Raw genomic sequence first — 25,453 nt, 5'->3', positions numbered from 1 at the left:
GTGAAAATAGCTTTGCTGGAAAAAACGATAGTTGGGTGGAGTCGTCACCAGGTGTCGTTGATTGCGGCTCGATAGGTCCGTTCTGCCTGCTCGGCGATCGCGTCCCAGTCGTACTGCTGGGCGCGGTCGACGGGTGCCGTCGGTGGGCGCGTCCCGTCCAGGGCGGCGGCGAGTATTTCTGTGATCGCGTCGACCGTGGGCTCGACACAAAAGCCGGCGTCGGCGATCACCTCGTCTGCCGCGGCGTCCGGATGATCGGCCGCGATCACCGTACAGTCCGCGGCCATCGCCTCGATGAACGTAATCTAGAACCCTTCTCTGGTCGACGGCGACGCGAACACGTCGGCGGCCCGCATGTGGCCGCAGACGTCTTCGTAGTCGTCGAGGAAGCCGAGGAACTCGACGCGGTCGGCGTGGGTGAGCGCGTCCGCTTGGGCTTTCAGCGCGTCGCGCTCCGGCCCGTCGCCGACGATCCCGAGGGTGGCGTCGGTGTCGGCGGCCACCCGGTCGAACGCCTCCAAGAGGCGATCGACGTTCGTGTGCGCGATCAGGCGGCCGGCGAAGCACACGTCGTCCCCCCCGTCGCCGTCGATGGCTACCTACACATTCGGCTTGTTCCGTCTAGAGACTCTCACAAGCCGAATGGTGCGGGGAGACCCCGAGACAGTTCACCAGAGTGTTGTGAACCGGCTCGAAGCCCCGTGATTCGAAACGTGGCCCGTCTCAACATCACGGACTCTCTGATTTCCGAACGGACCCGAGATACTCGACCTGTTCCGCCCGTCGATCTACGGCGAGAGTTCCGGTCTACGTGCGAGCGTCGACACAGTCCGTTTCCGCTTGCGTTCCGGCAAATAGCGTTCGGATTATGCGATAATACAGTCCAAAGATACCACTATAGACACCCACTGCTGCCAGCGCTCCGAGAGAGACACCGTGGACGCTCCCACTCGAGACGAGTCGAAGTCCAACACTGCCGACCCCCCAGAGAAGACAGCCGATTCCGGCGCTCCCAGCCACAGCGATCCAGCCACGCTTCCACTGTTCGGGATCGAGCCCCAATTCAACTGAACGGTAGCGCAGAGTCCCCTTCCTCAACGAGTGAGCGAAGCGAACGAGTAGGGAGGGGAGGAGCGCGTTCGTATCGATCACACACTAACCTATAAATAGCCTCATGTTTACATTGAAGACGTGGCAGACGAGTACGTGCGTCGGACGGCGATCACCCGCCTCTCGGTAGACGGCGAGCAACGTGAGTTGCTTGAAGATACAATCACCGAGTGGAAACGAGGCTGTCAAATCGCCACAAACCTTGCGTGGGGACATTGTAACGCCAAAAGTGACGTACAATCCCTCGCCTACGACTCTGTGCGTGAAGACACCGATCTCGGTAGTCAGCACGCGATTCTCGCTACCCACCAAGCCGCACAAGCCATCACCGGCTGTATCGAACGCCGGTCGCAAGGCAAGAAAGTCAGCAAGCCGACGTTCACCGCGCCGACCATAAAATACGATACACGGACGATGACAGTGTTCGATGACGATACCGTCTCGCTTGCCACTACGGAGAGTCGGGTTCGGTGCCCGCTTGACCTTCCCGACGCCGACGATGGCTACCAGCGTCAGTATCTCGATTCGGACGAGTGGAGCGTTACGGAAAGTACGCTCACCGCCCGTGACGGAGAGTTCTTCTTACATATCGGCTTCCGCCGGCACAAGAATGACACCGAGCGTAACACCGCCGAGGACGGAACGGTTCTCGGGGTTGACCTCGGTATCGAAAACCTCGCCGTCACCAGTACCGCCTACTTCTTCAGCGGGCGGGAGCTAACCCATGACCTCCGCGAGTTCGAGAAGGTACGCGCCGGGTTACAACAGACCGGGACGCGAAGCGCACACCGGACGCTCGGACAGTCGAGTGGCCGGGAACTTCGTCACGTCCGCGACGTGCTCCACCGGGCATCGAACGCGCTGATAGACGAGGCACTCCGCTACGACTGTGACGTCATCGCGTTCGAGAACCTAACTGACATCCGCGAGCGAACCGGCGCGTCGTGGGGTCATAAGTGGGCGTTCCGAACACTCTACGAATACGTCGAGTACAAAGCCGAATCAGTCGGGATTTCGGTGAAGCAAGTCGGTTCGGCGTACACGTCACAGCGGTGTTCCGAGTGCGGATTCACGGTAGAGGAGAATCGTCGGTCTCGTAACGACTTCCGGTGCGTGAAGTGCGGATCAGAAGCGAACGCGGATTACAACGCGGCGAAGAACATTGGGATGCGGTATGTCCGTCGAGGCCAACAGTCGTCTCGGCGGACGGGCGACAGTCAGCTCGCCCTCAAGTCTGGAATGGTGACACCGAAGGGCGGATTTACCGCCTACCCTGATGGGTTCGAGGCCGAGTTCACGGACAAGCCCCACCCTCAAAGCGCCGAAGGCGCTTAGGGTGGGGTAGTTGACGCCCACCCGCAAAGAGCGGCCCAATAGCGAGACCAACAGTCCCGACACCCAGTCCGCCGAGCAGAACACTTTCAGATCCGAGCAGCCCAGCAGCTACTGGAAACCCCTGTTGGACACTCACAGCGATCCCGAACGCGACTGTCGCAAACGGTGTTGCGATTGCCGTTGCGAGCGCTACCACCGATCCTCGCCCGATGGCAGTGTTCACAACCGCGTTGCGAGTCTCGGATCGACTTATCGCCCAGTACCCAGCGACGGCACCGATAAAGATCGCAATCGAGCTAAAGACACTCCCATAGTAGCGCGCTCGGATCGCTGTGCGATCGAGCGTGTAGTGGATTCCAAAGAGATCCATCCACGGGCTTCCATGGAGTGCGTACAACCCGTCGACAAAAACGGGCGCAATATTGTGAAAATCCGGAGCAATCCCCCACACGCCGCCGATCGGAATCAGCCACACAGCATCGATACGATTGATTTCATACCGGAGGAGGATCGGCGAGGCGAAAACGAGAAGCACCGCTGCGCCAAGGAGAAAGTGAGCGATTGCGGGAGCCATACATGGATGGGTACCTTCGGTGCTAATTAATTTCTCTGGTAACGCTCATCGTGGACTGCTCGGGTCCGTCGATTTACCACTCGCCGTCAATGGCGCGCCGATAGGCAGTTTCAGCCTGGGTCGCGACCGCGTCCCAGTCGTACTGCTGGGCGCGCTCTCGTGGGGCTGTTGTGGGGCGCGCGCCACCCACCGCTCTGTCGAGTATTTCCGTCACGGCGTCGACAGTCGGGTCGACGAGAAAGCCCGCGTCGTCGATGACCTCATCCGCAGCTGAGTCGGGATGGTCGGCGGCGATCACCGTACAGTCGGCCGCCATCGCCTCCGCGAAGGTGAGGCCGAACCCCTCCCGGGTACTCGGCGAGCAGAAAATGTCGGCGGCGCGCATGTGCCCGAGGACGTCCTCGTAGTCGTCGAGGAAGCCGCAGAACTCGACGCGGTCGGCGTGGGTCAGCTCGGTTGCTTGCGCTTCCAGTGCGTCGCGTTCCGGCCCGTCGCCGACGATCCCGAGGGTGGCGTCGGTGTCGACGGCCACTCGGTCAAATGCTTCTAAGAGGAGGTCGACGTTCTTATGTTCGATCAGTCGGCCGGCGAAGAGTATGTCGTAGCCCTGTTCGGGGAGTGGGGCGTTATGGATCTGCTTGACATCGATCCCGTTCGGGACGATCTCGATTCGACCGCGATCGGGGCCGATGGCGGCGAGACGGTCCGCGGTGACCCCGGAGATCGCGGTGGGATGCTGGGGCGTCCGGGCGGTGACGTGTTCGGTGACTTTCCCGAACGGGGCGAGCCGCCCGAGATACTCGTCCCAGTAGTCGCCCCACACCTCGTGCCAAGTCGTGACGAGCGGCGTGTCCGTGCCGAGACTCGCGAGCTTGGTGCTGAGGACGGGGAAATAGGGAAAGACGCTCGCGACGACCACGTCGTGTTCGTCGTCGCTGAGGCGGCGACGGAGGGGCGGCAGCGCGCGCGCCGCGAAATCGAGCGCCTCCGTGATCGAGCGGCGGTCGTCGGCGTACAGGTCGGCCTCGGGCGCGACCGCGCGGAGGGTGATTCCCTCGTGGGTGATCTCCGCGGGGCCGTCCCAGAAATGCCGGCCGTACACGGTGACATCGTGGCCACGCTCGGCGAGGCGGGTGCCGATCTCGTGGATGCGTTTCTCAGCCCCACCGGTGACAAATGGATAGACAACGTTAGTTACGAAGGCGATTTGCATCTCTATCATACGTAAGTTTATTTGTAGGAGGTCTTTTGATTACTGAATACAACCTATCCGAAATACATATTTATTCTGGTGGCTAACAGCGATCTACGCGAGGATAAGATTTAATCATCATAGCATCTTTTCTTACCTATGCTCCCTGACGAGATCGACGTTCTTCATAAGTACGGGATGGAGCGACATTACTCACCGATTAAAGATTTGTCTGTCGAATTTGGGTTTAACCTCCGATTTTATGAATATACGTTTTTTAACGGAAGAGAAATTAATATTTTTTCTTCCTCTGCTAGGTTACCAGCCCTCAAAGATGACGTTTTAGAGAACCTATCATTTTTATTTCTGTCTTCTGTTCAGTCGGATACCTTCCCGATCATAGTCGGTGCAGAACCCTTCGACATCCGGTTGTGTTACATTTATCCTGCGCTGAAAAACAGAAATATAATATACCATACTAGCTGGCCAGATTTTTCAAGTCCACCACACAATGTGGGAAAACTAGTTGAATTGTTGTGGCACCGCTTTTTATCCAGGGCAGACATCGTGACAGTTACTAAGACATCTAAAAGATCCATTGAAAATCTTGGATATAGTGCTGAATATATTCCCCATGGTGTAGATTGTGATATGTATCGCCCATTACCAATCGCTGAGAGCAATCAATTTACGATTTTATTTGTAGGTAGATTTGTTCATGAAAAGGGAATTAAAATATTATTAGACTTCGCAAAGACTGCGAATATGAGTGACTTCAAAATAAAATTCGTCGGAGAGGGGCCCCTTAGTGATGATATCTCTCAGATGGAGGAAGAGTATCCTGTTGAGAATTGTGGATACATACAGGACGACTCTGAACTAGCGCGAATTTACAACAAATCGGATGTACTAGTCTTACCATCTATAATCTCTCAGAAGACAGGTTGGCAGGAACTATTTGGTATTGTACTGATTGAAGCCATGGCCTGTGGAACGCCTGTTATCGCAACTAGTCATACAGGTCCGTCCGAGATCATCTCCCATCGAGAAAACGGGTTCTTACTTGAGGAACCTAATGTCGATGAGCTATATGAATATATAGCCATGTTAAAAAATAATAAAAGTTTAGCTGATTCCTTGGGGAAAGAGGGACGTAAGGCTGTATTAAATAAATATTCCTCAGATAGTGTTTCAAAAAAGTGGAAACAAGCACTTGAACAGAAATAAAAGAGTTTGAAATCACCAGTGTATAATCAACAGTCTGAATTGATTAGATAGTGTTCTATCAAGCTATTCTAACGTAAGTAGAAGACTTTCAGCCATCTTCACTGGTGTGCGTAGTAATTGGAAGGATTCGAGAAGCCGGTATCTTATTGTCTTATTTTACGGAATGATCTCATCGCTATCAAGAATTTATATATTATGCTTTAATATTAGGCCATACCAATAGTAGTATTCAAATAACCGGAGTCCATGCGAGGACAAACGATCTAATCCACTCATTTGCTGTTTCTGCTTCGGCGTTGCTGAAACAGTTTGGGAAAGTGGCATTTCGCCTTTTACCTCACGAAAACACGTTCGATGCTGTTCCGATTTCCATGTCGTTCGTATCTAAAATCGAGGCCGTGTTTACAACAGGCTCGGTGAAGTGGAGCCGCATCATTAACGAGAGAGATCGCGTCATCTAATCGTATTTTTTATGAAGTTCCGAGAAAAATTGATCTAGTATAATATTCGTTTTTGTTGGTTCAAAGAGTGTATATATTAAATCGTTCGAGTCAGTATCGACAGCAGCGTACAGCCGATATTGCTCATTGTTGAGCCGAATCACAGTCTCGTCAACTACAACGGGATTCGGGTTCCGATCAGTTTCTGACTGTAGATTGGCTTGTGGACCAGTTATGAACGGTCGATCGACCTCGATCAACACCGAATACTTCAAGAAACAAAAAATGATATTTGAAATTGATAGTACTGACAAATGGAGCTGAATACTGAGTTTCATCAACGCTTCGGTGTTGCTTCTCGCTCCACAAACACTAAGTTGGTCTCGTCTAAGCAGCCGCTGAAGCGGTCGTTTTCGGGCATATATAACTTTGAAAATATACCGCCTCACTTTTCAAACCTTATCAGAACACCGCCACCCTTATCATTCTGATAATTGACAACATTCTAGTGCGAAGGTAACTGTAGTGTGAATATGCTTGGTCAAATAAAATCTGCATTTCATAAATATAGCCTGACTGAGTTCCTGAAAAAAGGAACACACTATTTTTTCTGGAGAATTCTCCCGGAAAAAGTAATTTGGAAGTTGGCTCCGGAAAATAAGGTCAAAGCCTTCATAGCAGAGCGAAAATCGATGCGTACAGCTTATTTTTATTTGAGAGGGTCATTCGATACTGAACAGCGATCCCTATTATATGGCCAGTCAATGTACTCAGATAATATCAAATACATGGATGACCCGCGTGACGAGCTTGTTCGCAATATCCATAGAATAGAGAAAGGACTGTCAATGCCGGAACGTCGAGATATATTCGCTGATGGCTACATTGTGGAGACTGTTGAATATCTAATTAGATATAGAGAATTAGTGGACTCATCTTCTCATCCACAAGTTACGTGGGCCATCGACGTTCTAAATGAATATTTTGAAGTCGTTGAATATAATAGTGAAATAAAAGAAGCTAAAGAGCATTTCAAGAATAATTTTGGTGAAGATGAATCAGTGACAAATGAAAAGATACCTCGATCCCGTGAACGAGTTGAGCATAATATACCATCATATGAGAATTTTAGACAATTAACTAACCAAAGAAGTAGCACTCGATGGTTTGAGTCAACTGATGTATCAGATGAAGTATTAGATAAGGCAATCGAAGCTGCTGCTCAATCACCGAGTGCTTGTAACAGACAGTCTTTCGAATTTAAGATATATAAACAAGAGAAGGATATAGATCGATTAACTGACTTGGCAATCGGAGTAGCAGGATATGAAAATAATATACCATGTATGGTTGCCTTAGTCGGGAAGCATCGTGCTTATCACACTGATCGTGATCGCCATATAATTTACATTGATGCCAGTTTGGCGGCTATGTCATTCCAGTTTGCTCTCGAGACACTCGGCCTAGCATCATGCTGTATAAACTGGCCAGTAATTCCAAAAAAGGAAAAAGAAATTTCTAATATTTTGGGCCTATCACCTGATGAAGAAGTCGTCATGCTTATGGCTGTAGGCCATCCAGACCCGAATAAAATGGTCCCGTATTCTGAAAAAAAAGACTTAGATGATATCCGGTCGTATGAAAATACCTGACTCTGTCAAAGATGGAATCTAAGTCTAGAAGATTAATCCGAATGGCTACAACTGGTGCTGCTGTTGAGTCACGCTTGCTACTTGATTCCTTCGTAGGTAGTACCGCTTCAAGCGGAAAAATGCCAGTGTCACAAGGTGAGAATATTGTTATTTTAGGCGGTGAGCTGTTTAATAAAGGTGCACAAGCGATGACGTTCACAGTAATAGATCAATTACGGAGGAAATTCGAAAATAAGGACATATACCTATTTTCAACTATGGACTACTGGCGTGATACTCGGGAAAAAAATATGTATAATTTTAATATACTTCCCTGGGACAGTGGTGCGAGGACGAGCGAATTAGTAGACTTTATCCCCGCAGTGTATGCTCCGGACATACCCACTGAGGCCCGAGAAAAGGTTCAAAATGTAATTAATGATTGTATGTTTTGTATTGATATTAGCGGCTACGCACTGTCTTCTCAGTGTGGTTTTACCTCTTCTATCATGTTCCTATCCAATATAATGGTAATGAAAAAGAATTCAGTACCTCTATATCTCTTCCCCCAATCACTTGGCCCATTTGAATACCCTCATGTGAAAAATATCGTATTATCACCACTACTGAAAAACTATCTATCCTACCCTCAGATCTATCCTAGAGAATCTGCCGGAGTAAAAGCAATTCAGCCCTATACAGATTCAGATGAAATCAGGAAATGGTTCGATATCGTGTTACAGTACAACGACTATAACCTAGAAAACATCTTCTCAGAAGCCCCAGATTTCGATACCCCACAAGTGGAAGATGAATCTGTAGGCGTCGTCCCAAATGTTAGGTTGATCGATAGAATGGGTAAAGAAAGTCTTCTTAAGATCTATTCGACTATTATTCAAAATTTGACCGATCTGGGAAAGAACGTGTATATTTTTAGACACTCAACAGAAGACCTCTCTCTCTGTGAAGAGATATTTGAGTTCTGTGACGAGAGTACCAATATACACCTAATCGGAAAAGAGATGAACGCAATAGAACTTGAAGACCTAATCAGCCAGTTTGAATTTCTTCTTGCTTCAAGGTATCATTCTATCGTACACTCCTACCGAAATGGTGTTCCTGTTATTACAGTAGGGTGGGCCGAGAAATATCGAGAGCTACTTCAAGCGTTTGGCCAGTCTCAATATTATTTTGATGGCAGAGAGGATCTGGATTGCCAGGATATAATTAACTCTGTCTGCGCTCTGGATGAGAACACAACACAGGAGTCGCAAAAAATTCAGGATGTTCGGTCAGAGGTATTAGAAACTGATCTTTTTTCTCTGATTTTTACAAATGAATAATCTGTGGAAATCATTCAAGTCTATTATCATATCCAAACTAGGCCTTCTGTTTCTTTCTCTCTTAATAACTCCCATGCTAACTAGGCTACTCGGCAGCGATGGTTATGGCGATTATGCGTTCATGCTCTCCGCATTCGGACTAATTACCACCCTTTCTCATTCGGGCGTTTTTAACGCTATTCGGAAGTATATGTCAGAAAAAAACACCACACCAGACTGGGGCCCTCGTATTCTGGGATTTTATTCAAGGATTTCAGTATTGCTCGTCTTCTTTATCTGCGCCGCCTTGATCTTAATAACATCTTCAGAGCTATTCTCGGCATACTTTCCAGAAAATTACGAGACGTACTTCTACGTATTAGCGGCTTGGGTGGCTTTTAGCCAAATCTATGCTGTAGCTCGAGGAGCACTTATGGGACTTCAACTTGAGAGTTACTCCGAACCACTCCAGATTGTCGATCGCATACTGTTTATATCGATAACAGTTCCACTAATATATCTTCAGTGGGGAGTACTTGGTGTCCTTATCGGTCGATTAATTTCTATAACTATTGTCGGTGTTGTAGGTATTTATCTGGTCTCTCGGGAAATAACACTAAAATACGTGTTCAAATTAGGGGTTCCTGGCAAGTCAAAGAAAAAATTACTTGCTTATAATCTCGACAGTATCCTATTAGCAATATTGACGGTCTCTCTCTACAATGTTGACTTATTATTACTAAGGCCGATCGCCGGTTCGACACAGACAGGATATTACAAGGCTGCCCTTGTCGTTGTACAATTCATTTGGTTCGTTCCCTCTGCCGTTCAGTATTCATTAGTTCACTCTGTATCCGAACTTTGGTCCGCTGGAGAGACAGATGAGGTCTCACAAATTGCTTCAGAAGTAACTAGATACTCAATCGCATTTATCATGATACTAATAATCGGATTGTCGGTCTTAGCTGACGAGTTCATGCCTGTTTACTTTGGCTCTAAGTTTGGGGTGTCAGTAGTTCCACTGCTGATTCTTCTCCCGGGTACTGTCGGGTTTGCGATTGCTAGACCTATCTTCGCCATCGGCCAAGGTATAGGAAAAGTTAGAACTTTGGTATATGCAACTGGTATGGCTGCTTTGATAAATCTGATACTAAATATTATTCTCATCCCTAGGTTTGGTCTAATTGGTGCATCTATTGCCACAACTGTTGGATACCTCTCAATGCTCGTTTTACATATATGGAGTGCTAAAAAAATAGGATTCAATCCTATTTCTGACCTTCGTTTACGAAAACTATTTCCTGCTTGTATTAGCACCTTAGCCGTAGTATATTCTCTATCTTTACTATTTCAAGGCGATATCATATCTCTTCTAGTAATTCCTCCGGCAGGATTTCTGTTCTATTCTATTGCTGTACTGAATACGAGCTTTGTCTCCGATCATGAGTTCGAAAAGTTAGTGAAAAAGTCTCCGGCACCCATTAGAAAAATACTTACACGCGTGACTCCTCATCGGAACAAGATAAGCTGACACTTCCATGAACTCTATAACTAAATTGTTGATATCCAGTATTGCTATCTTAGGTGTCTCTTTACAGTTTGTCCAAATACAATCTTTAGGGATCTCTACTGCTGCCTTTGTTATTCTATTGGGTATTTTATCGCTTTCAATATTATACCATAGGGGTGAGAACTATTATTCTTTAGCAGCAGTTGGAATATTTCAAGTATTATTTCTTTCTACCTTAATCACTCCTCTATCTCCCGGTGCGTTATACGCGTATGATCCACATGTTACGTTGTACTTTGTACAAGAGCTGTCTTCGTCTGGCTCCATCGCCACCCCAACTTCTTCTTCAATCCGAGGGGCTCCCAAGCTTAGTAATTTCCCAGTCCTGTTTTTATTACTTTCGAATATGTCTACAATAACTGGTGCCCCTCCCATCTTCATAGTTAAAACTGCTCCATTACTTATTTTGCCAATGACCGTTTTAATCGGGGCAACGCTCACTCCACGTCACAGATCTTTAGGGGGTATTATCTGGTCGATCCCGGTCTTCTACCCCTTCTTTAGTAGCCAATCGGTCCCACAAATGGTTGCGTACCCGTTCTTGGGTATTCTAATATTTGCCATGGCTACAAGGCTTGGCAGAAGAAATATACTTTTGATTACTATTCTGTTAATTGCGTTTTCGCTATCCCATTCGTTCACTCCAATTATATTTATTCTACTCCTCCCAGCGATCATTATTGGTGACTCATTTTCACGTCGCTCTATTAATTATGGTCTGATATCAGTGGTAGTTAGTGTGATTATATGGGTTGCCAGAGAAAATAGGTTAATTGTAGTTGGCATCTCAAAATTCATATTTGGTACTCAAGAATTTGGTTCTGTTGGTCAAAGTGGCCCTCCTTCTTCAGGTATGATCTCTATACTCTCATTCTCCAAATATTCTATCGAGTGGTTCTCAATATTGATCTATTTAGTGATAATTGCCGCATTTGGTGTATTATTTTCTGTAAGGTTCTCAAGCAGGATCCAATCAAATAGCTTCAAAATCAAAACTGAGGAACTCATTTTCGGAATTGGTGGAGGAGGCTCGATGTTGTTGTCGCTTATCGCGCCTATAAGCTCAAAACGTGGCTGGGTACTAGTGGGATTGCTTGTCGCACCTGTCTGGGATCTCTACACACCCTCAGATAACTCATTCCGTAAGGTATTCTCTGTACTTCTAGTGATTTTCCTGATTGGCAACGCTATTTTGGTTCCATTTTCTATGTTCTCCACTACTGCGGAACCACCTTCATATACAGGATATGATGTTTACCACAGTGAATCAACATATGCGACCTCTGAATTTACTTCTTCAGTTTCGCCTCCGTACGTTGTTAGTGATGTGAAATATTTTATAATTGAAGAACTCTATCGTATAGAAGTCAGACAAAAATCATCATGCTATACAAGCTCTTGCGAAGACGAATATATAATTTGGGATGAGAGATACTCTACCGACTGGGTAAGTACTTCTGGGACTCAGATTAATTCTTTAGACAAAGGAAAGCTGTCAACAGCCCGCTCTATTATATATGACACTGGCAACAGCAATATCTTTATACGTGATGAAAATAATAGTTGATACAATTAGTACCTACGTCTAGATCATGACAATAGACATCTGTGACGTGATTAAGTCAATCGATAAAAACAATAAGAAGGTAGCACTCTGTAGTTTTACTCTTACCGAAGGGGATGGCGTAACTCAGGTTATACGCCAACAGTCAAATTCTCTTGTTGAAGCAGGATACGATGTTACTGTGTTCTCATTAAACATTGACACCGACTTTAATTCAAAAGTAGAAACTGTATCATATAGTTGGGATCAGACTACGTACTCCGGTCGTCTCTTTCGATTACTCTTCTTTTTATTTCCCGCATTTCTAAAATCTATACACTCACTTTCTGAATTCGATGTTGTCGTTACACATCGATATCCCTTTACTCTATCAGGATATATAGCGTCGAAGATATCAGATGTAGATTATGTTTTCTGGTCACATCCTTCACAGGAACCCCCTAAAGATATTTCAGTTGTATCCCGAATATGGCTACACACGTTGAAATATCTAGAAACTAGCCATTTTTCTATCAAGGGTGCAGATGTCATTTGTACAGTAAGCGAACAGTCGAAGGAATATATTAAAAAATATGTCCATCAAGATATTACCGTAATTCATAATAAAGCCAATATGGATCGGTTTAAAAATCCGGCATCCCGAGAAGAGGTTTGTTCTCAACTTGATCTAGATAAGAATGTAACTGTAGCCATATATGTGGGAAGAATTACTGAGAAAAAGAACATAAACACATTAATAGATGTTTTCGAAAGCAACGTTTCTGATGAAGACACACAACTATTATTAGTTGGAAAAAAGACTATGCCAAAATATACAAGCCGGCTGGAGAGACAGAGTAGTAGCCGTGTGAAGTTTACTGGTTTTGTCTCAGATGAAGTCCTTGCTCAACTCTATTCTATGTCTGATGTATTTGTAACCTGTTCAATGGAGGAAGGCTGGGGGTTACCGATATCTGAAGCCGATCAATTTGGATTACCTATCATAGCGTTCGAGACACATCCAGCTGCACAGCATATTTCAGACGCGATTACCGTACCTCAGGGCGATAATGAAAAATTCGGACAACATCTTTCTAATGTACTCGATGGATCCGATTAAGTTATTTTTTACCATCCCTACCTATAATCCCATGTATGGCTCCTCGGACTAGATCTGGTACATATCTAATCTCTCCTGATTTAATCCTCCGAAATATTCCTCGAATTGTACCTAATACATAGGCTAACTTCGCCGTTCGATAAAATGTGCTTGAGTCGTTTATTAGCCTCCACCGATTCCTGGATGAATAATATGACAGTTCAAACTGATCATCGGTACTGGCAGACACCTTATGATGTATTACGTTTGTACTGTCTGTGATAAGATCGTATCCCTGTTCCCTTACTCTGAGAGAAAAGTCGGTGTCACTCTCTAGTAGGAAGTAATCTGATTCCAGCTTTCCTACATCTTCGAATACATAATCTGGTACGAACATCGCACAGCCTGTCATCCGATCATTATTAATTAGTCTCTTACTATCTAGTTCACCTATATTACGGTTTTTGTATTTATGCTTTGTCTCTCCAAGGTATTTGTTTATTACACCCTTAGCAAACCATATCTGTTCAGTCTCTGGATAGTGAGTTATAATTGGAGATAATATTCCCAAGTTTTCTCTACCCTCTGCTACTGAGACAAGCTTACTTATAACATCATCTTTTGGGAGTATTGTATCATTATTAAGTAAGAAGATATAGTCAGAGTCAGTCTCCATTGCGATCTCGATACCGATGTTATTCGCTGCAGGAAACCCAATATTACTTTTAAGTCTTGTAGAAACCAAATTATGATCTTTTGTAAGCCTCCCAAATGAACCATCATCAGATCCGTTATCGATGAGTATGGTTTGTAATTGTCCATAATCTTGCTTTTCTATTGATTCCAAACAATCATCTGTATCGTCGAAATTGTTCCAATTCAGTAGAACTATTGATACTTTTGGTTCCATATCAGGTCTAATCTATGGTTTTGACGGACTCCCGTATTTGAATAATTTCTTCCTCGTGGGACTTTCTCCGGTCAGCCAATGCCCCTAACGCGGATGAGACTGGCTCATTTTCAACTTCATTCTCAGGTTCCACGAGATTTCCATCCATATTAAACAGCTTCTTTTGTTCTGTCCCATCTTCCAGTATATAGTGATACTTCCATGACTTAGTCTTGTAAGTGAATAAGTTTCTTTCTCTTCTACCATCGTATGTTGTAGCAAATACGATATCTTTGGGATTATATGAGATTGATCCTGTCTCTGAAATACTAATTACCATATCATATAGTTCGGTAAGCGATGTAGGATTGTCGATAGTCTTAGTTTGTTCAATATTCCCCCCAATAACTAGCGGAACATGAATGTTTTCCTCATAAAGTGATGGATAAAAATGTCCATATATACCTCTTTCACCGATTGCTTCACCATGGTCAGATGTTATTATATAAACCGGATCGTACTTATCTAAGCGTTTCTTTACTTCTTTAATCATTAGGTCAGCGTATCGTATAGAATCATCATAGATATTCATAATGCCTTGCTTTTCCCTTTCGCTGATTTGGATATCAAACTTATCTAACAGCTGATTACAGCGCCAATTATAATAATACATCTCCAACAAATTCGACCACTTTTGTTGGTTCCTCGGAACTATGTATGGAAAGTGGGTATCCAAAGCGAAAGCCCACAGAAAGAAAGGCTTGTTACTTTTCTCTGCCCACTGTTCAATATTATCTATGTATGTTTCCCATAGGCGAAACGCTTCTTCTTTTCGTATTAGATTTCTCAGATTTCTGACTGCGGTATATACACTTGACTCGGTTATGTGCCGATCGAACAATTTCTTATACTTTTCTGATGAGAACATGAAGTCCTCAAACTTATCAAATCCATTATCAAAACCGTAGTACCTAGAAGAGTAAGCATTTGGACAGAATGCCGCTGTTGAATAGCCTTTTTCCGATAATTCTTCTACAAACGTGCCATGGCGGTTAAGATGATACTTCGAATGTTCAGGATTTGATATTTTGTCTCTATTGATGATATGCTCTCCCGTGAATATACCAGACATAGAGGGATTTGTCCTGGATGCAGGAGAGACCGCATTTGAAAATGAAATACCATTTTGAGCAATATCTGCCAGATTTGGTGTCGTATCTCGATCGTACCCGTGGTGACTACAGTGGTCTGCCCTTAGGCTGTCAAATGTGAGTAAAACTATATTTTTCATTATTAAGACAAATAACCGAGTGATTTTAGACGGTCCTCAACATCTTCTTTGCTGGGTCCTCCTTGATCAGTTTTTTCATCACTTTTGTCCATATTGTATAGCATTTCTTCTAGTACATATTCGACGTAAGCATCTACTGTCTCGAACTCGGAAGGTCCGATCCTTGCCTCAATTTGTTCAATTAGACCGCTAGCCAGTTCTAGCGTTTCAGTATCACTTTCTCTGTTTTCCATACCGTTGAGAACACTTTGAGAGTTATTATACTGTTGGTTTACTTATCCATATTCTCATCTACTACGTTATTAAAAACGTACGAAATATACGAGAAGTCATTAGGTCACATTTAGAAAGCTTAGAATATGAAATTGTCATCATATGCTATCAAGTATATTGTCACGCTACCCCTCTCTATCGATCATAACTTCTAATAACTGTATCGTTAACTAGTTAGCTAGGACATTGATACACGATCTAGAAGTCCGAGATCTTCAAGTAAATCCAGATGAGCGTGGTCACCTTGTCGAAGTATTCCGCGACGATTGGAACGAGTATGATATCGACCCAGCGATGTCCTACTACTCTATGACTTACCCAGGCATTATTCGCGCTTGGCACCGTCATCTAGAGGGCCAGAACGATCACTTTGTTTGTCCACAGGGACGAATTAAGGTTGGTGTCTACGACGACCGAGATGATTCTCCTACTCAAGGAGAACTGAATACCTTCGTCATTGGTGAGCACAACCAGAAACTCATTCACATTCCAGGCGACTGCTGGCACGGCTTCAAGGCAATCGGCAACAAACCTTCTTTACTCATTAATTATCCGACAAAACTCTACGATTATGAGAATCCAGACGAAGAACGAATTCCCTACGACACAGACAGAATACCTTTAGACTGGGAGGAACCACCACACGAGTGAAACATGAAAGGCGTACTCCTCTCGGGCGGAACCGGCTCACGCCTCCGCCCCATCACCCACACCGGCCCGAAACAACTCGTCCCGGTCGCGAACAAGCCGGTCCTCGAATACGCGATCGAGGACCTCAAAACGGCCGGTATCACCGAGATCGGCATCATCCTCGGCAACAAGGGTCGCGACGCGATCCAAGACCTCCTCGGCGACGGCTCGAAGTACGGCGTCGACATCACCTACATCGTCCAAGGGAATCCCCTCGGGCTCGCGCACGCCGCCGGGTGCGCCCGCGACTTCGTCGGCGACGACGACTTCGTCATGTACCTCGGCGACAACATCCTCAAGTCGGGCGTCACCGAGCTCGTCGAGAGCTTCGAAGCCGGCGACTACGGCGCGGGCATCGCGCTCCAAGAGGTCGACGACCCGCAGGCGTTCGGGATCGCCGACGTCGACGCCGACGGCAACGTCACCGAACTCATCGAGAAGCCGGACGACCCGCCCACGAACCTCGCGCTCATCGGGATGTACGTCTTCTCGCCGGCGGTCTTCGACGCCATCGACGAGCTCGAACCCTCGTGGCGCGGCGAACTCGAGATCACGGACGCGATCCAGTCGCTGCTCGAAGACGGCCACGCGATCGACTCCCACGTCGTGACCGGCTGGTGGAAAGACACCGGCAAGCCCGAGGACATCCTCGAAGCGAACCGCCTCGTCCTCGAAGACGAGGCACTCGACACGGCGGGCACGATCGAAGACGGGGCAGAAACGGATGGGCGCATCGAGCTCGCAGAGTCCGCGACGATCGAAGCCGGCGCGGTCGTCCGGGGCCCCGTCTCGATCGCGGCGGACACGACGATCAAGGCCGGCACCTACGTCGGGCCGTACACCTCGATCGGCGCGAGCTGTACCCTCGAAAACATCCACATCGAGAACAGCGTCGTCATCGGCGACTCGACGATCACCGCCTCGGGGCGGATCGTCGACAGCCTCCTCGGCCGCAGCGCGAACGTCGAGAGCGCCGAGAAACTGCTTCCCGAGGGCCGCCGCCTCGTCGTCGGCGAGAACTCCCAGCTCAAACTCTAACGATGCGCATTATTACGCACACCTGTCCGGCCTGTGGTACCATCGTCGCCGCGAACGAACTCGAGGGCAACCGCGTCATGAAGTGTCCGGGGCTCGGCTGTCAGGAGGTCCTGGAGTTCGACGATCTCCCACAAGACGCCCGTGACCACTTCCTCGACAACCGCGAGCGCTACCAGATCTAAGCCGACTCGAAGGTCTCCCGGACCGCGTCCACGTCTTCCTGCAACGTCGGCTGTGCCCGTTCGAGCGTGGATTCCACACGCGACACGTCGAGACAGCTGTGCGCGGGCCGCGTCGCGTCGCGGTCGACATCGTCCATCGAGCCCGCTCCGAGCAGCTCCGCGTCGTACCCACCGACCTCCGCAATTACCTCCCCGAACTCGTAGGGCGTGACACACGAGGTACAGGCCACGTGAACGAGTCCGCTCGCGTCGTGGTCAATCAGATCGAGGAGCACGTCAGCGGCCTGCCCCGCCCGGGTCGGTGTCAGCCATTGATCCGTGAATAACGGCACCTCGTCGCCGTCCTGTAACTGCCCGCGGACCCACGCGGGAAAGCCCGTCAACTCATTCCGACTGCGATGGATCCCCCACACGAAAGAGAGGCGAGCGACGAGTGCCGCAGGGGCTGTCTCCCGCACCGCCCGTTCGCCCGCGAGCTTCGACTCGCCGTACACCTGCACGGGGTTCGGATCCGCGGTCTCGGGGTACGGATCGCGCGCGGTCCCGTCGAAGACGTAGTCGGTCGACACGTGAACGAACTGAACGTCGTGGCTGACACACTGTGCGGCCAACGCTCCGGGAGCGTCACCGTTGAGCACGCGTGCCGTTTCGGGATCCGTTTCGCAGCCGTCGACGTCGGTCATCGCGGCACAGTTGACGACGACGTCGGGCTCGAACTCCGCGAGGATTGCCTCGAACTCGTCGTAGGCCTGCAGATCGAACTGAACGAGCGGAATCTCGAAGTCGGGACGCATCGAGTGGTAGGTGCCACACACGTCCCAGCCACGCCGCTGGCCCGCACGCACGACGTTACTGCCGAGCAATCCGTTGGCACCGACGACGAGGAGTCGCATACGCGCACTGTCCCAATGGCAAGGTAAATATGTGCCGTGAATAACACCAACGCATGCGAATTCTCGTCACTGGCGGAGCCGGGTTCATCGGGTCGAACTTCGTCCACCACGTACTCGCGGAACACGACGACGACGAGGTCGTCACGCTGGACGCGCTCACGTACGCGGGCTCGAAAGCGAATCTCGACGGCGTGCTCGACGATCCGCGACACGAGTTCGTGGAGGGTGACATCCGCGACCGCGAACTCGTGACCGATCTCGTCGCCGACGTCGATGCGGTCGTCAACTTCGCGGCCGAGTCACACGTCGACCGGTCGATCGACGGCGCAGAGCCGTTCGTCTCGACGAACGTCCAGGGCACCCAGACGCTCCTCGACGCCGCCAACGATGCCGACATCGATCGCTTCCTTCAGATCTCTACTGATGAGGTGTACGGCCAAGTCCTCGACGGGAAATTCGCTGAGGACGACCGGCTCAACCCCCGGAATCCGTACGCAGCGACGAAAGCCGGCGCTGACCTGCTCGCCCAGAGCTACCAGACGACCCACGATCTGCCCGTGCTCATCACGCGCACTTCGAACAACTTCGGGCCGCGCCAACACCCCGAAAAGCTCATTCCGAAGTTCATCACGAACGCCGCCGCCGGCGAGTCACTCCCCGTCTACGGCGACGGTTCGAACGTCCGCGAGTGGATCTACGTCGAAGACAACTGTCGCGCGCTCGATCTCGTGCTCCGGAAAGGCGAGGTCGGCGAGATATACAACATCGGAAGTCACGCCGAAAAGACGAATCTCGAAGTCACCGAGGCGATTCTCGATGCCGTTGGTGCCGACGACGACCTCATCGAGTTCGTCGAGGATCGGGCCGGCCACGACCAGCGCTACGCGCTCGACACCGCCAAGATCGAAGCGCTCGGCTGGGAACCCGCGTACACCTTCGAAGAAGGACTTGACCGGGCGGTCCAGTACTACCTCGACTGATCGATGAGCGACGAGAAACCAATCCCACCCTCGGAGTGGGAGACGATTGTCGCAAACGTGCCACTCGTCTCCGTCGACCTCGTCGTCGAACACGACGGCGGCGTTCTCCTCGGCAAACGCGAGAACGAGCCCGCGAAAGGCGAGTGGTTCGTGTCCGGTGGAACGGTCCTGAAAAACGAATCGCGAACGGACGCGGTCCATCGCGTGGCCAAAGAGGAACTCGGCGAACCGGTCGTCATCGACAAGTGTCTTGGCACCTACGAACACTTCTACGACACGTCCGAAATCGAGGGCGTCGACTCGAAACACTACCTCGCGACCGCGTATCGCTGTCATCTCGAACACGCGGAGCCAGTGTTTGCCGGCGACGACCAGCACAGCGCCCTCGATCTGTTCTATCCGCCCTTCGAAGGATTCCATCCGTACGTCGAACGCTATCTAGACGAACTTGAATACTGACGGCGCGTGGAATAGTAAAGTCTTGAACCACGGACGGATATCGCGTGGTACGCCTCTACGGAAGGGTCGCTTGGTCGGACCGATACAGTCAGCGTAGACCGAGCGTCTCGGGAAGTGTACCGAAACGATTCACAGGTGGTGCGAGGCGAATACACGGTGCTTGGCCCCGAGATGGTTCACCACACCCACCCCACTGCTTCCGCTGTTAGCACAGGATAGACGCTACCGTCACCACCGGAGCTGATAGCGCCCTGATTCACGCCGACTCCAACAACGTCGACAACCCGCTCCGGACCGCCGAAACGGACTGCGCCAACCGGTGTTCGTTGTACTTCCCACCGCCTTTCCCTCGGTTGTGTTCTGTCGAACTCGTGATTCCCAGCTGGGCCAACTCGCCGAGGTAGTCACGTACCGAACGCTCCGACACCGGACTCACCCCCTCCGAGTGAGCCACCTCCCGGTACGTCTCGACGACTTCGCGCGTCCGTGCTGGCGTCTCACCGCGTTCGTGGAGCAGCGTCAGCGCGTACAACACGAGCTTCCCGTGCTCGGAGTAGTTCTGGATGCCCTCTACCACTTGATCCATCTGCACGCGCTCACGGGCCTCCTGAACGTGCGCCTCGGTCACGACGTCCGACCCGCTCTCGCGTGCAACGTCTCCGGCCTCCAGCAGAAGGTCCAACGCCTTCCGTGCGTCACCGGAGTCCTTCGCGCCGTACGCTGCACACATCGCAATAACTCCGTCTTCGAGAACGCCGTCCTGAAAGGCGACCCGTTCGCGCTGTTCGAGGACGAGTCGGAGCTCGTCGGCGTCGTACGCGCTGAACGACACCTCCTTCTCACAAAGCGACGATCGAACCTTCGAGGACAGCTGCGTCCGGAAGTCCAGATCGTTTGAGATGCCGATGACGCCGAGCTTCGCGTCGCTGATGTCGCCGTTCGAGCGAGCACGCGGCAGTTTGTACAGCAACGAATCGTCACCAATGTGATCGACTTCGTCGAGGACGATGAGAACCGTCCCTCCACACGTGTCGAGTTCGTCGAAGAGGAACTCATACACACTCGCCTGTGGATACCCCGTGTTGGAGATCTGCCGTCCCGGCTCTCGGAGTTCATTAACGAGTTTTACGGCCACCTGATAGGACGTGTTCAGGCCGTCGCAGTTGACCTCGATCGTCGTGAGTTCGAGTTCCGGCACGTCGGTTGCGTCCCCTTCGAGCGTGCGGAGAAGATAGCGCGTGGCCGCAGTCTTTCCCACCCCGCTTTTTCCGTAGAGAAAGACGTTCGAGGGAGTCTCGTTGTTGATGACGGGTTGGAGAGCGGCGTGGTATCGGGTGAGCTCCTCGTCCCGCCCGACAAGGCTGTCCGGCGTCCACTCTTCGAGGAGCGCCTCCCGATTTTCGAAGATAGCGTCGTTCGGAGTGAACGAGAAGTCGGCCATATTCATAGTACGATCCCCGTTTCTATATAAAACCATTACTTCCGTTGCTTCCGCTGTTGTCGATATTTTATATACCACTAACCCCGGCAGTTCCGCTGTTAACAATTAGGTTCGTCGAGAGATCGACCTCTCTGTCATAACAGCGGAACCGATGGGGGTGTAGGCAGATACATCTCTCCGCGAGGGGAGACTGGAACAGCGGAAGTGGTGGGGTGGGGGTACTGTGCGTCTCATCACTCACCATTTGCGACGAATGCCCCCACTGCTTCCGCTGTTAGCGGTCACCTCTGTCTCGTTCATGTCCTCGTTCCCGACACCCCTATGCTAACAGCGGAACCGATGGGGTGGGGGGTTCCTCGCAGTCCTTCGACGTTCCGTCCCGGTACTACGAGATGATGCGATGGGCCGCGTATGATCCACACCCCGACGCCGTTCCGAGAGAACTGTCTGTCCCCGTCTTACGGAGAATCAAGGAGAAAGCCTCGCGTTTCAGCGCGGAGAGGATGTCAAGCCTCTACCTCCTCGTCCTGCAACCGCCGCTCGGCCTCGTCCCGATCCTCGGGATACCCCACGTCGATCCGCCAGCCCTCCAGTCCGATCGCATCAATGGTCCGCCCGCTCTGAATCAACAGGTCGATCGCCTCGCTGATCTCGTACTCCCCACGATTCGACGGCTGGACGAGGTGACACGCGTGGAAGATCGCGGGCGTGAACGTGTAGAACCCGGTCATCACGAGATTCGACGGCGGGTCGTCGGGCTTCTCCACAACATCCGTGATCTCGCCGTACTTGTTCGTGTCACACACCCCGTACCGCGACGCGTCCTCCCAGTCGACCTCCTCGACGAGAAACGCCGCGTCGGCGCGGTCCTCGCGCTGGCGTCGCACCACGTCCTCCAAGTTCGCCTGGAAGACGTTGTCGCCCAACATGAGCATGAAGTCGTCGTCGACGTGCTCTTCGACGGTCAACAGCGCGTGCGCGAGTCCCTGCTGGTCGCGCTGGTGGGCGTACGTGATCGGAATGCCGTCGAATTCGTCGCCGTAGTGGTCGATAATCGCCTCTTTGAGATACCCCACGACGACGACGAACTCGTCGGCACCGAGGTCGGCGAGCTGCTCGAAACAGTGCGTCAGGATGGGCTTCCCGTCGACCTCGACCATCCCCTTCGGTTTGTCCTCCGTGAGCGGGCGCAGCCGTGTCCCCTCGCCGGCGGCCAGTACGACGGCTTGCATGGTCGAAGGGTGTCGTGACGCCGGCATATGTCTTTTCACTCTGTCAACCAATCAGACGCGACACGCGCAGAATCCGGTACGCAAGGACGCAGTTAGTTCCGTTCTGAGAGAGGCGAAGACACAGGAAGCGAGGACAGCTATTCCGTAAAGTATGGAACGGAACGTCGAAGCCCGTCTCGAAGGTCTACCGTCGGTTCCCACTCCAACTCCTCACGCGCTTTCGTAATATCCGGTCGGCGAACCTGCGGATCCTGTGGCGGCAACTCCTTGTGGGTGATCCCGCTCTCGCTCTCGGTCACCTCCCGCACGACTTCCGCGAGTTCGTTGATCGTTCGCTCGTCGGGATTCCCGATATTCACGGGCTCCTGTACGTCGGACTCCAACAGCGCCACCAGCCCGTCGATCATATCTGAGACGTAACAGAAGCTCCGCGTCTGTTCGCCGTCCCCGTACACGGTCAGGTCTTCTCCCGTCAGCGCCTGTTTCATGAAGTTCGGGATCACGCGCCCGTCATCCAACCGCATCCGGGGCCCGTACGTGTTGAAAATCCGGGCGACGCGCACGTCCAGGTCGTGTTGATCCCGATACGCCCGCACCAGCGATTCCCCGTAGCGTTTCGACTCGTCGTAACACGACCGCGGCCCGTACGAATCCACGTTCCCGCGATACGACTCCGGCTGCGGATTCACCTCTGGATCCCCGTACACTTCGCTCGTCGAGGTGAACAGGTACGTCGCGTCCTTCTCTTTCGCCAGCCCGAGCGTCTTGTGCGTGCCGAGCGCGCCGACCTTCAGCGTCTTGATCGGGTGATCCCGGTAGAACACCGGCGACGCGAGACTCGCTAAGTGTAGCACCGCGTCCAACTCGCCGGAGACGTGGATGAACTCCGTCACGTCGTGTTCGTAATAGGAAAAATCGTCGTGATAGAACGCGTCGTCGAGGTTCTCCGTCCGTCCGCTCACCTGATTGTCCATCCCGATGACTTCGTGGCCGTCCGCCAGCAGCCGGTCACAGAGGAACGATCCGAGAAAGCCCGCAGCCCCAGTGACGAGGATCCGGCTCATAGCGACTGCTCTCTGAGGAGTGCCTCCACGGCCTCGTTGATCTCGCCGTCGTCGTGGTGGAGCGACATCTCGATGTTCGCCCGCAGCCAGCTCGGGATGTTCCCGATGTCGTAGCGGTCGCCGTCGAGTTCCACACCCCGTACGTCGTCGAGCTCTCGGATCGCGTCCGTCAGCTGGAGTTCGCCGCCCACGCCCTTCTCCGTCGATTCGAGCAGCTCGAAGATCTCCGACGTGAGCACGTATCGACCGGTGATCGCGAGGTTCGACGGGGCCTCGTCCTGTGGCGGTTTCTCGACGAAGTCGTTGACCGGGAAGCTTCCGGCACTTGACTCCACGTCACCGGTGTCCGCAACGCCGTAAGACGGGACCTGTTCCCAGGGCACGCGTTCCAAGGAGAGCACCGAGGTCTCGTGAGCCTCCGCCTCGTCGATGAGCGTCTCCGTACACGGCGTGTCGTTCTCGATGATAGTGTCCCCGAGCAAGAGCGCGAACGGTTCGTCACCGACGTGCTTGCGCGCGTATCGGACCGCATCACCCAGTCCGTCGCGTTCCTTCTGTCGGACGTAATGGATGTCCGCCAGGTCGGCGATCTCCTGAACGCGGTCGAGCCGATCGAGTTTGCCGTCGGCTTCGAGCGCCTCTTCGAGTTCGTAGGACTTGTCGAAGTGACGCTCGATCGCCTGTTTGCCCCGCCCGGTGATGATGAGGATGTCGTCGATGCCGGCCTCGACGGCCTCTTCGACGACGTATTGGATCGTCGGCTTGTCGAGAACGGGCATCATCTCCTTCGGCTGGGCCTTCGTGACGGGCAGGAATCGCGTCCCGAACCCGGCCGCAGGGATGACTGCTTTGGTGACCTCCATGAATCACTCTGATGTCCACACCCCCGATAGATATTTTTTATCATTAGATTTGAATACTGACGAGCTACGATCGCTATCGTTCGTCGAAACTAAGCATCTGAAAACTGGTCGAGCCGCTAACGAGAGGTTTCTTGTCACCCACCCGTGGACGACTACGCAAGATGCGTCTGTCGATCATCGGGAGCGGCGACGTTAGAGCGACCGTCGCGGCGTGCGTCACAGACCGCAAACACATAGGCAACGTCGATGTCAACGCCGACAAGGTCACCGACTGAAACGAGTTCACCGCCCTCAGCGGGGAGGTCGACATGATGGCAAACCGGGTCGTCGGTGACGCCAACGGATCAGCGAGGGTCCCGACGGAGACCGAAAAATACCTGTTACTGGAATGACGTTCTGGGTTTAATGCGCTCGTGGTTCCCGGCTACGTCCGCGCCCCCGCCGCGGCTCGAAGCCACAATCGACCGGCGTCACCTCCGGCGACTGTTCGCACCGGTCGCGGCCGTCGACGGCCCCACCGAACTCGCGGTGGCGGACGACGGACTCGTCGCCGCGAGCGTCGACGATGCCATGGTGACAGCCGTCCAGGCGAACCTCCACCGGACGCTGTGTGACCGATACGACGCCACCCCCGGCACGGTCGGCGTCGACGCAACCGCGCTCGCGGACGTCCTCGCGGCCGAGGGCGCTGACGGGCCCGCGACGCTCGGCTGTGACCCCGACGAGGAGACGCTCACCCTCGAACAATCAGCGTTCGTTCACACGCAGGCAGTCGAGACGGACGCGTCCGTGGAGCTGCCCCATGTCGGTGACCCGCCGCAGGGGGCGACGACGTACCACCACGGCGACGCGCTCGCCGACGCCCTCGACTACTTCGAGGACCGGACGGAGGTCGTCGCGCTCGGCTACGACGAGGTCACGGACGCGTTCTACGTCGAGCCGGCCACGACCGCCTCGCAGACGGCGACCGCCGACACCCGATACCGCCGCCCGCGGGCCGACCTCCCGGCCCGGTCGACGCCGGGCCGACTCGTATAACTTACGTATAATGTATGCACTACGAAGTAATTACGTACTCCGAACGGACGGACGGTCGGCGGAGATATACAACAACT

General features: G+C 51.5%; 25 protein-coding genes and 2 pseudogenes. 14 read left to right on the top strand and 13 right to left on the bottom strand.

Translation table 11 applies throughout. The features are described 5' to 3' along the window. Positions 1-44 precede the first annotated feature (44 nt). Positions 45-578, bottom strand: a pseudogene (locus tag BN903_RS18580) (glycosyltransferase); the annotation flags it as partial. Positions 579-936: 358 nt separating this feature from the next. On the opposite strand from BN903_RS18580, the gene BN903_RS18310 reads away from it, so the two are divergent. Both BN903_RS18310 and BN903_RS06845 read left to right on the top strand, forming a co-directional pair. Then, complete coding sequence (locus BN903_RS18310) at positions 937-1,071, top strand: hypothetical protein (RefSeq protein WP_255331278.1); 135 nt, start codon at positions 937-939, stop codon at positions 1,069-1,071. A gap of 120 nt (positions 1,072-1,191) precedes the next feature. After that, positions 1,192-2,445 carry an RNA-guided endonuclease TnpB family protein gene (locus BN903_RS06845; RefSeq protein WP_048077024.1) on the top strand — a complete coding sequence of 418 codons (1,254 nt, stop codon included), beginning with the start codon at positions 1,192-1,194 and terminating at the stop codon, positions 2,443-2,445. On the opposite strand, the gene BN903_RS17310 is transcribed toward BN903_RS06845, so the two are convergent. Further along, positions 2,405-3,019, bottom strand: coding sequence for a hypothetical protein (locus tag BN903_RS17310; RefSeq protein ID WP_048077023.1), 615 nt, complete (start codon positions 3,017-3,019; stop codon positions 2,405-2,407). The two genes, BN903_RS06845 and BN903_RS17310, sit on opposite strands and share 41 nt — an antisense overlap. 73 nt (positions 3,020-3,092) lie before the next feature. Beyond that, positions 3,093-4,232: a glycosyltransferase family 4 protein gene (locus BN903_RS06835; RefSeq protein WP_048077098.1), complete on the bottom strand. Its 1,140-nt coding sequence runs from the start codon at positions 4,230-4,232 to the stop codon at positions 3,093-3,095. A 138-nt stretch (positions 4,233-4,370) separates the two neighbouring features. Here BN903_RS06835 and BN903_RS15695 point away from each other — a divergent pair, with 138 nt between their 5' ends. Further along, positions 4,371-5,438, top strand: a complete 1,068-nt coding sequence (locus BN903_RS15695) for a glycosyltransferase family 4 protein (protein ID WP_079890601.1) — start codon at positions 4,371-4,373, stop codon at positions 5,436-5,438. A gap of 229 nt (positions 5,439-5,667) precedes the next feature. Here the strand turns inward: BN903_RS15695 and BN903_RS06830 are convergent. Next, positions 5,668-6,299: pseudogene (locus BN903_RS06830) on the bottom strand (IS6 family transposase). Positions 6,300-6,411: 112 nt separating this feature from the next. On the opposite strand from BN903_RS06830, the gene BN903_RS15690 reads away from it, so the two are divergent. From BN903_RS15690 to BN903_RS15680, 3 genes are read left to right on the top strand one after another with little or no spacing between them, the layout of a single operon-like run. Then, positions 6,412-7,530 carry a nitroreductase family protein gene (locus BN903_RS15690; RefSeq protein WP_079890600.1) on the top strand — a complete coding sequence of 373 codons (1,119 nt, stop codon included), beginning with the start codon at positions 6,412-6,414 and terminating at the stop codon, positions 7,528-7,530. Between the two features lie 41 nt (positions 7,531-7,571). Beyond that, complete coding sequence (locus tag BN903_RS15685; protein ID WP_195155736.1) at positions 7,572-8,852, top strand: polysaccharide pyruvyl transferase family protein; 1,281 nt, start codon at positions 7,572-7,574, stop codon at positions 8,850-8,852. After that, positions 8,845-10,362, top strand: coding sequence for a polysaccharide biosynthesis C-terminal domain-containing protein (locus BN903_RS15680; protein WP_048077022.1), 1,518 nt, complete (start codon positions 8,845-8,847; stop codon positions 10,360-10,362). The genes BN903_RS15685 and BN903_RS15680 overlap by 8 nt, the downstream gene beginning before the upstream one ends. 192 nt (positions 10,363-10,554) lie before the next feature. Here BN903_RS15680 and BN903_RS16570 read toward each other — a convergent pair whose 3' ends face one another. Beyond that, positions 10,555-10,842, bottom strand: coding sequence for a hypothetical protein (locus BN903_RS16570; RefSeq protein WP_154018071.1), 288 nt, complete (start codon positions 10,840-10,842; stop codon positions 10,555-10,557). Positions 10,843-11,128: 286 nt separating this feature from the next. Here BN903_RS16570 and BN903_RS16565 point away from each other — a divergent pair, with 286 nt between their 5' ends. Further along, the gene (locus BN903_RS16565) at positions 11,129-11,968 is read left to right on the top strand and encodes a hypothetical protein (RefSeq protein WP_195155734.1); all 840 of its coding nucleotides are present in this window, start codon (positions 11,129-11,131) and stop codon (positions 11,966-11,968) included. Positions 11,969-11,993: 25 nt separating this feature from the next. Then, on the top strand, positions 11,994-13,064 hold the full coding sequence (locus BN903_RS15675) for a glycosyltransferase family 4 protein (protein WP_079890598.1): 1,071 nt from the start codon (positions 11,994-11,996) through the stop codon (positions 13,062-13,064). Between the two features lies 1 nt (position 13,065). Here the strand turns inward: BN903_RS15675 and BN903_RS15670 are convergent, their stop codons facing one another. The 3 genes from BN903_RS15670 to BN903_RS15660 are packed head-to-tail and all read right to left on the bottom strand — an operon-like array spanning position 13,066 to position 15,456. Further along, positions 13,066-13,953 (bottom strand): glycosyltransferase family 2 protein, encoded by an 888-nt coding sequence (locus BN903_RS15670; protein WP_079890597.1) that lies wholly within the window; start codon positions 13,951-13,953, stop codon positions 13,066-13,068. Positions 13,954-13,960: 7 nt separating this feature from the next. Next, positions 13,961-15,223 carry a sulfatase gene (locus tag BN903_RS15665; protein WP_079890596.1) on the bottom strand — a complete coding sequence of 421 codons (1,263 nt, stop codon included), beginning with the start codon at positions 15,221-15,223 and terminating at the stop codon, positions 13,961-13,963. 2 nt (positions 15,224-15,225) lie between these two features. Next, complete coding sequence (locus BN903_RS15660; protein ID WP_048077021.1) at positions 15,226-15,456, bottom strand: hypothetical protein; 231 nt, start codon at positions 15,454-15,456, stop codon at positions 15,226-15,228. 226 nt (positions 15,457-15,682) lie between these two features. Between BN903_RS15660 and BN903_RS06810 the strand changes: the two genes are divergently transcribed. Genes BN903_RS06810 through BN903_RS06800 form a run of 3 tightly spaced genes read left to right on the top strand, consistent with a single transcriptional unit; the run spans position 15,683 to position 17,406 of the window. Further along, complete coding sequence (locus BN903_RS06810; RefSeq protein ID WP_048077020.1) at positions 15,683-16,147, top strand: dTDP-4-dehydrorhamnose 3,5-epimerase family protein; 465 nt, start codon at positions 15,683-15,685, stop codon at positions 16,145-16,147. Positions 16,148-16,150: 3 nt separating this feature from the next. After that, the gene (locus BN903_RS06805) at positions 16,151-17,224 is read left to right on the top strand and encodes a glucose-1-phosphate thymidylyltransferase (RefSeq protein WP_048077019.1); all 1,074 of its coding nucleotides are present in this window, start codon (positions 16,151-16,153) and stop codon (positions 17,222-17,224) included. Positions 17,225-17,226: 2 nt separating this feature from the next. Further along, entirely contained in the window at positions 17,227-17,406 is a 180-nt protein-coding gene (locus BN903_RS06800) for a hypothetical protein (protein ID WP_048077018.1), read from the top strand. On the opposite strand, the gene rfbD is transcribed toward BN903_RS06800, so the two are convergent. Continuing rightward, positions 17,403-18,299 (bottom strand): dTDP-4-dehydrorhamnose reductase, encoded by an 897-nt coding sequence (rfbD, locus tag BN903_RS06795; protein ID WP_048077017.1) that lies wholly within the window; start codon positions 18,297-18,299, stop codon positions 17,403-17,405. The genes BN903_RS06800 and rfbD overlap by 4 nt on opposite strands. A gap of 53 nt (positions 18,300-18,352) precedes the next feature. Between rfbD and rfbB the strand changes: the two genes are divergently transcribed. Both rfbB and BN903_RS06785 read left to right on the top strand, forming a co-directional pair. Beyond that, positions 18,353-19,279 carry a dTDP-glucose 4,6-dehydratase gene (gene rfbB, locus BN903_RS06790; RefSeq protein ID WP_048077016.1) on the top strand — a complete coding sequence of 309 codons (927 nt, stop codon included), beginning with the start codon at positions 18,353-18,355 and terminating at the stop codon, positions 19,277-19,279. 3 nt (positions 19,280-19,282) lie between these two features. Beyond that, positions 19,283-19,738 carry an NUDIX domain-containing protein gene (locus tag BN903_RS06785; protein WP_048077015.1) on the top strand — a complete coding sequence of 152 codons (456 nt, stop codon included), beginning with the start codon at positions 19,283-19,285 and terminating at the stop codon, positions 19,736-19,738. A gap of 256 nt (positions 19,739-19,994) precedes the next feature. On the opposite strand, the gene BN903_RS06780 is transcribed toward BN903_RS06785, so the two are convergent. The 4 genes from BN903_RS06780 to galU all read right to left on the bottom strand — a co-directional run bounded on the left by BN903_RS06780 (position 19,995) and on the right by galU (position 24,338). Next, the gene (locus BN903_RS06780) at positions 19,995-21,179 is read right to left on the bottom strand and encodes an orc1/cdc6 family replication initiation protein (RefSeq protein WP_048077014.1); all 1,185 of its coding nucleotides are present in this window, start codon (positions 21,177-21,179) and stop codon (positions 19,995-19,997) included. A gap of 506 nt (positions 21,180-21,685) precedes the next feature. Next, a complete protein-coding gene (aglF, locus tag BN903_RS06775) occupies positions 21,686-22,411 on the bottom strand; it encodes a UTP--glucose-1-phosphate uridylyltransferase AglF (RefSeq protein WP_048077013.1) in 726 nt (241 codons plus the stop codon). 137 nt (positions 22,412-22,548) lie between these two features. Then, complete coding sequence (locus tag BN903_RS06770; protein ID WP_048077012.1) at positions 22,549-23,475, bottom strand: UDP-glucuronic acid decarboxylase family protein; 927 nt, start codon at positions 23,473-23,475, stop codon at positions 22,549-22,551. After that, the gene (gene galU / locus BN903_RS06765) at positions 23,472-24,338 is read right to left on the bottom strand and encodes a UTP--glucose-1-phosphate uridylyltransferase GalU (RefSeq protein WP_048077011.1); all 867 of its coding nucleotides are present in this window, start codon (positions 24,336-24,338) and stop codon (positions 23,472-23,474) included. Before galU ends, BN903_RS06770 begins: the two co-directional genes overlap by 4 nt. A gap of 405 nt (positions 24,339-24,743) precedes the next feature. Here galU and BN903_RS06760 point away from each other — a divergent pair, with 405 nt between their 5' ends. Next, a complete protein-coding gene (locus BN903_RS06760) occupies positions 24,744-25,376 on the top strand; it encodes a hypothetical protein (protein ID WP_048077010.1) in 633 nt (210 codons plus the stop codon). The last annotated feature ends 77 nt before the right edge of the window (positions 25,377-25,453 follow it).

The sequence above is a fragment of the Halorubrum sp. AJ67 genome (genome assembly GCF_000513435.1).
The sequence above is the reverse complement of the archived record's forward strand: the minus strand, read 5'-3'. Positions and strand labels throughout refer to the sequence as shown.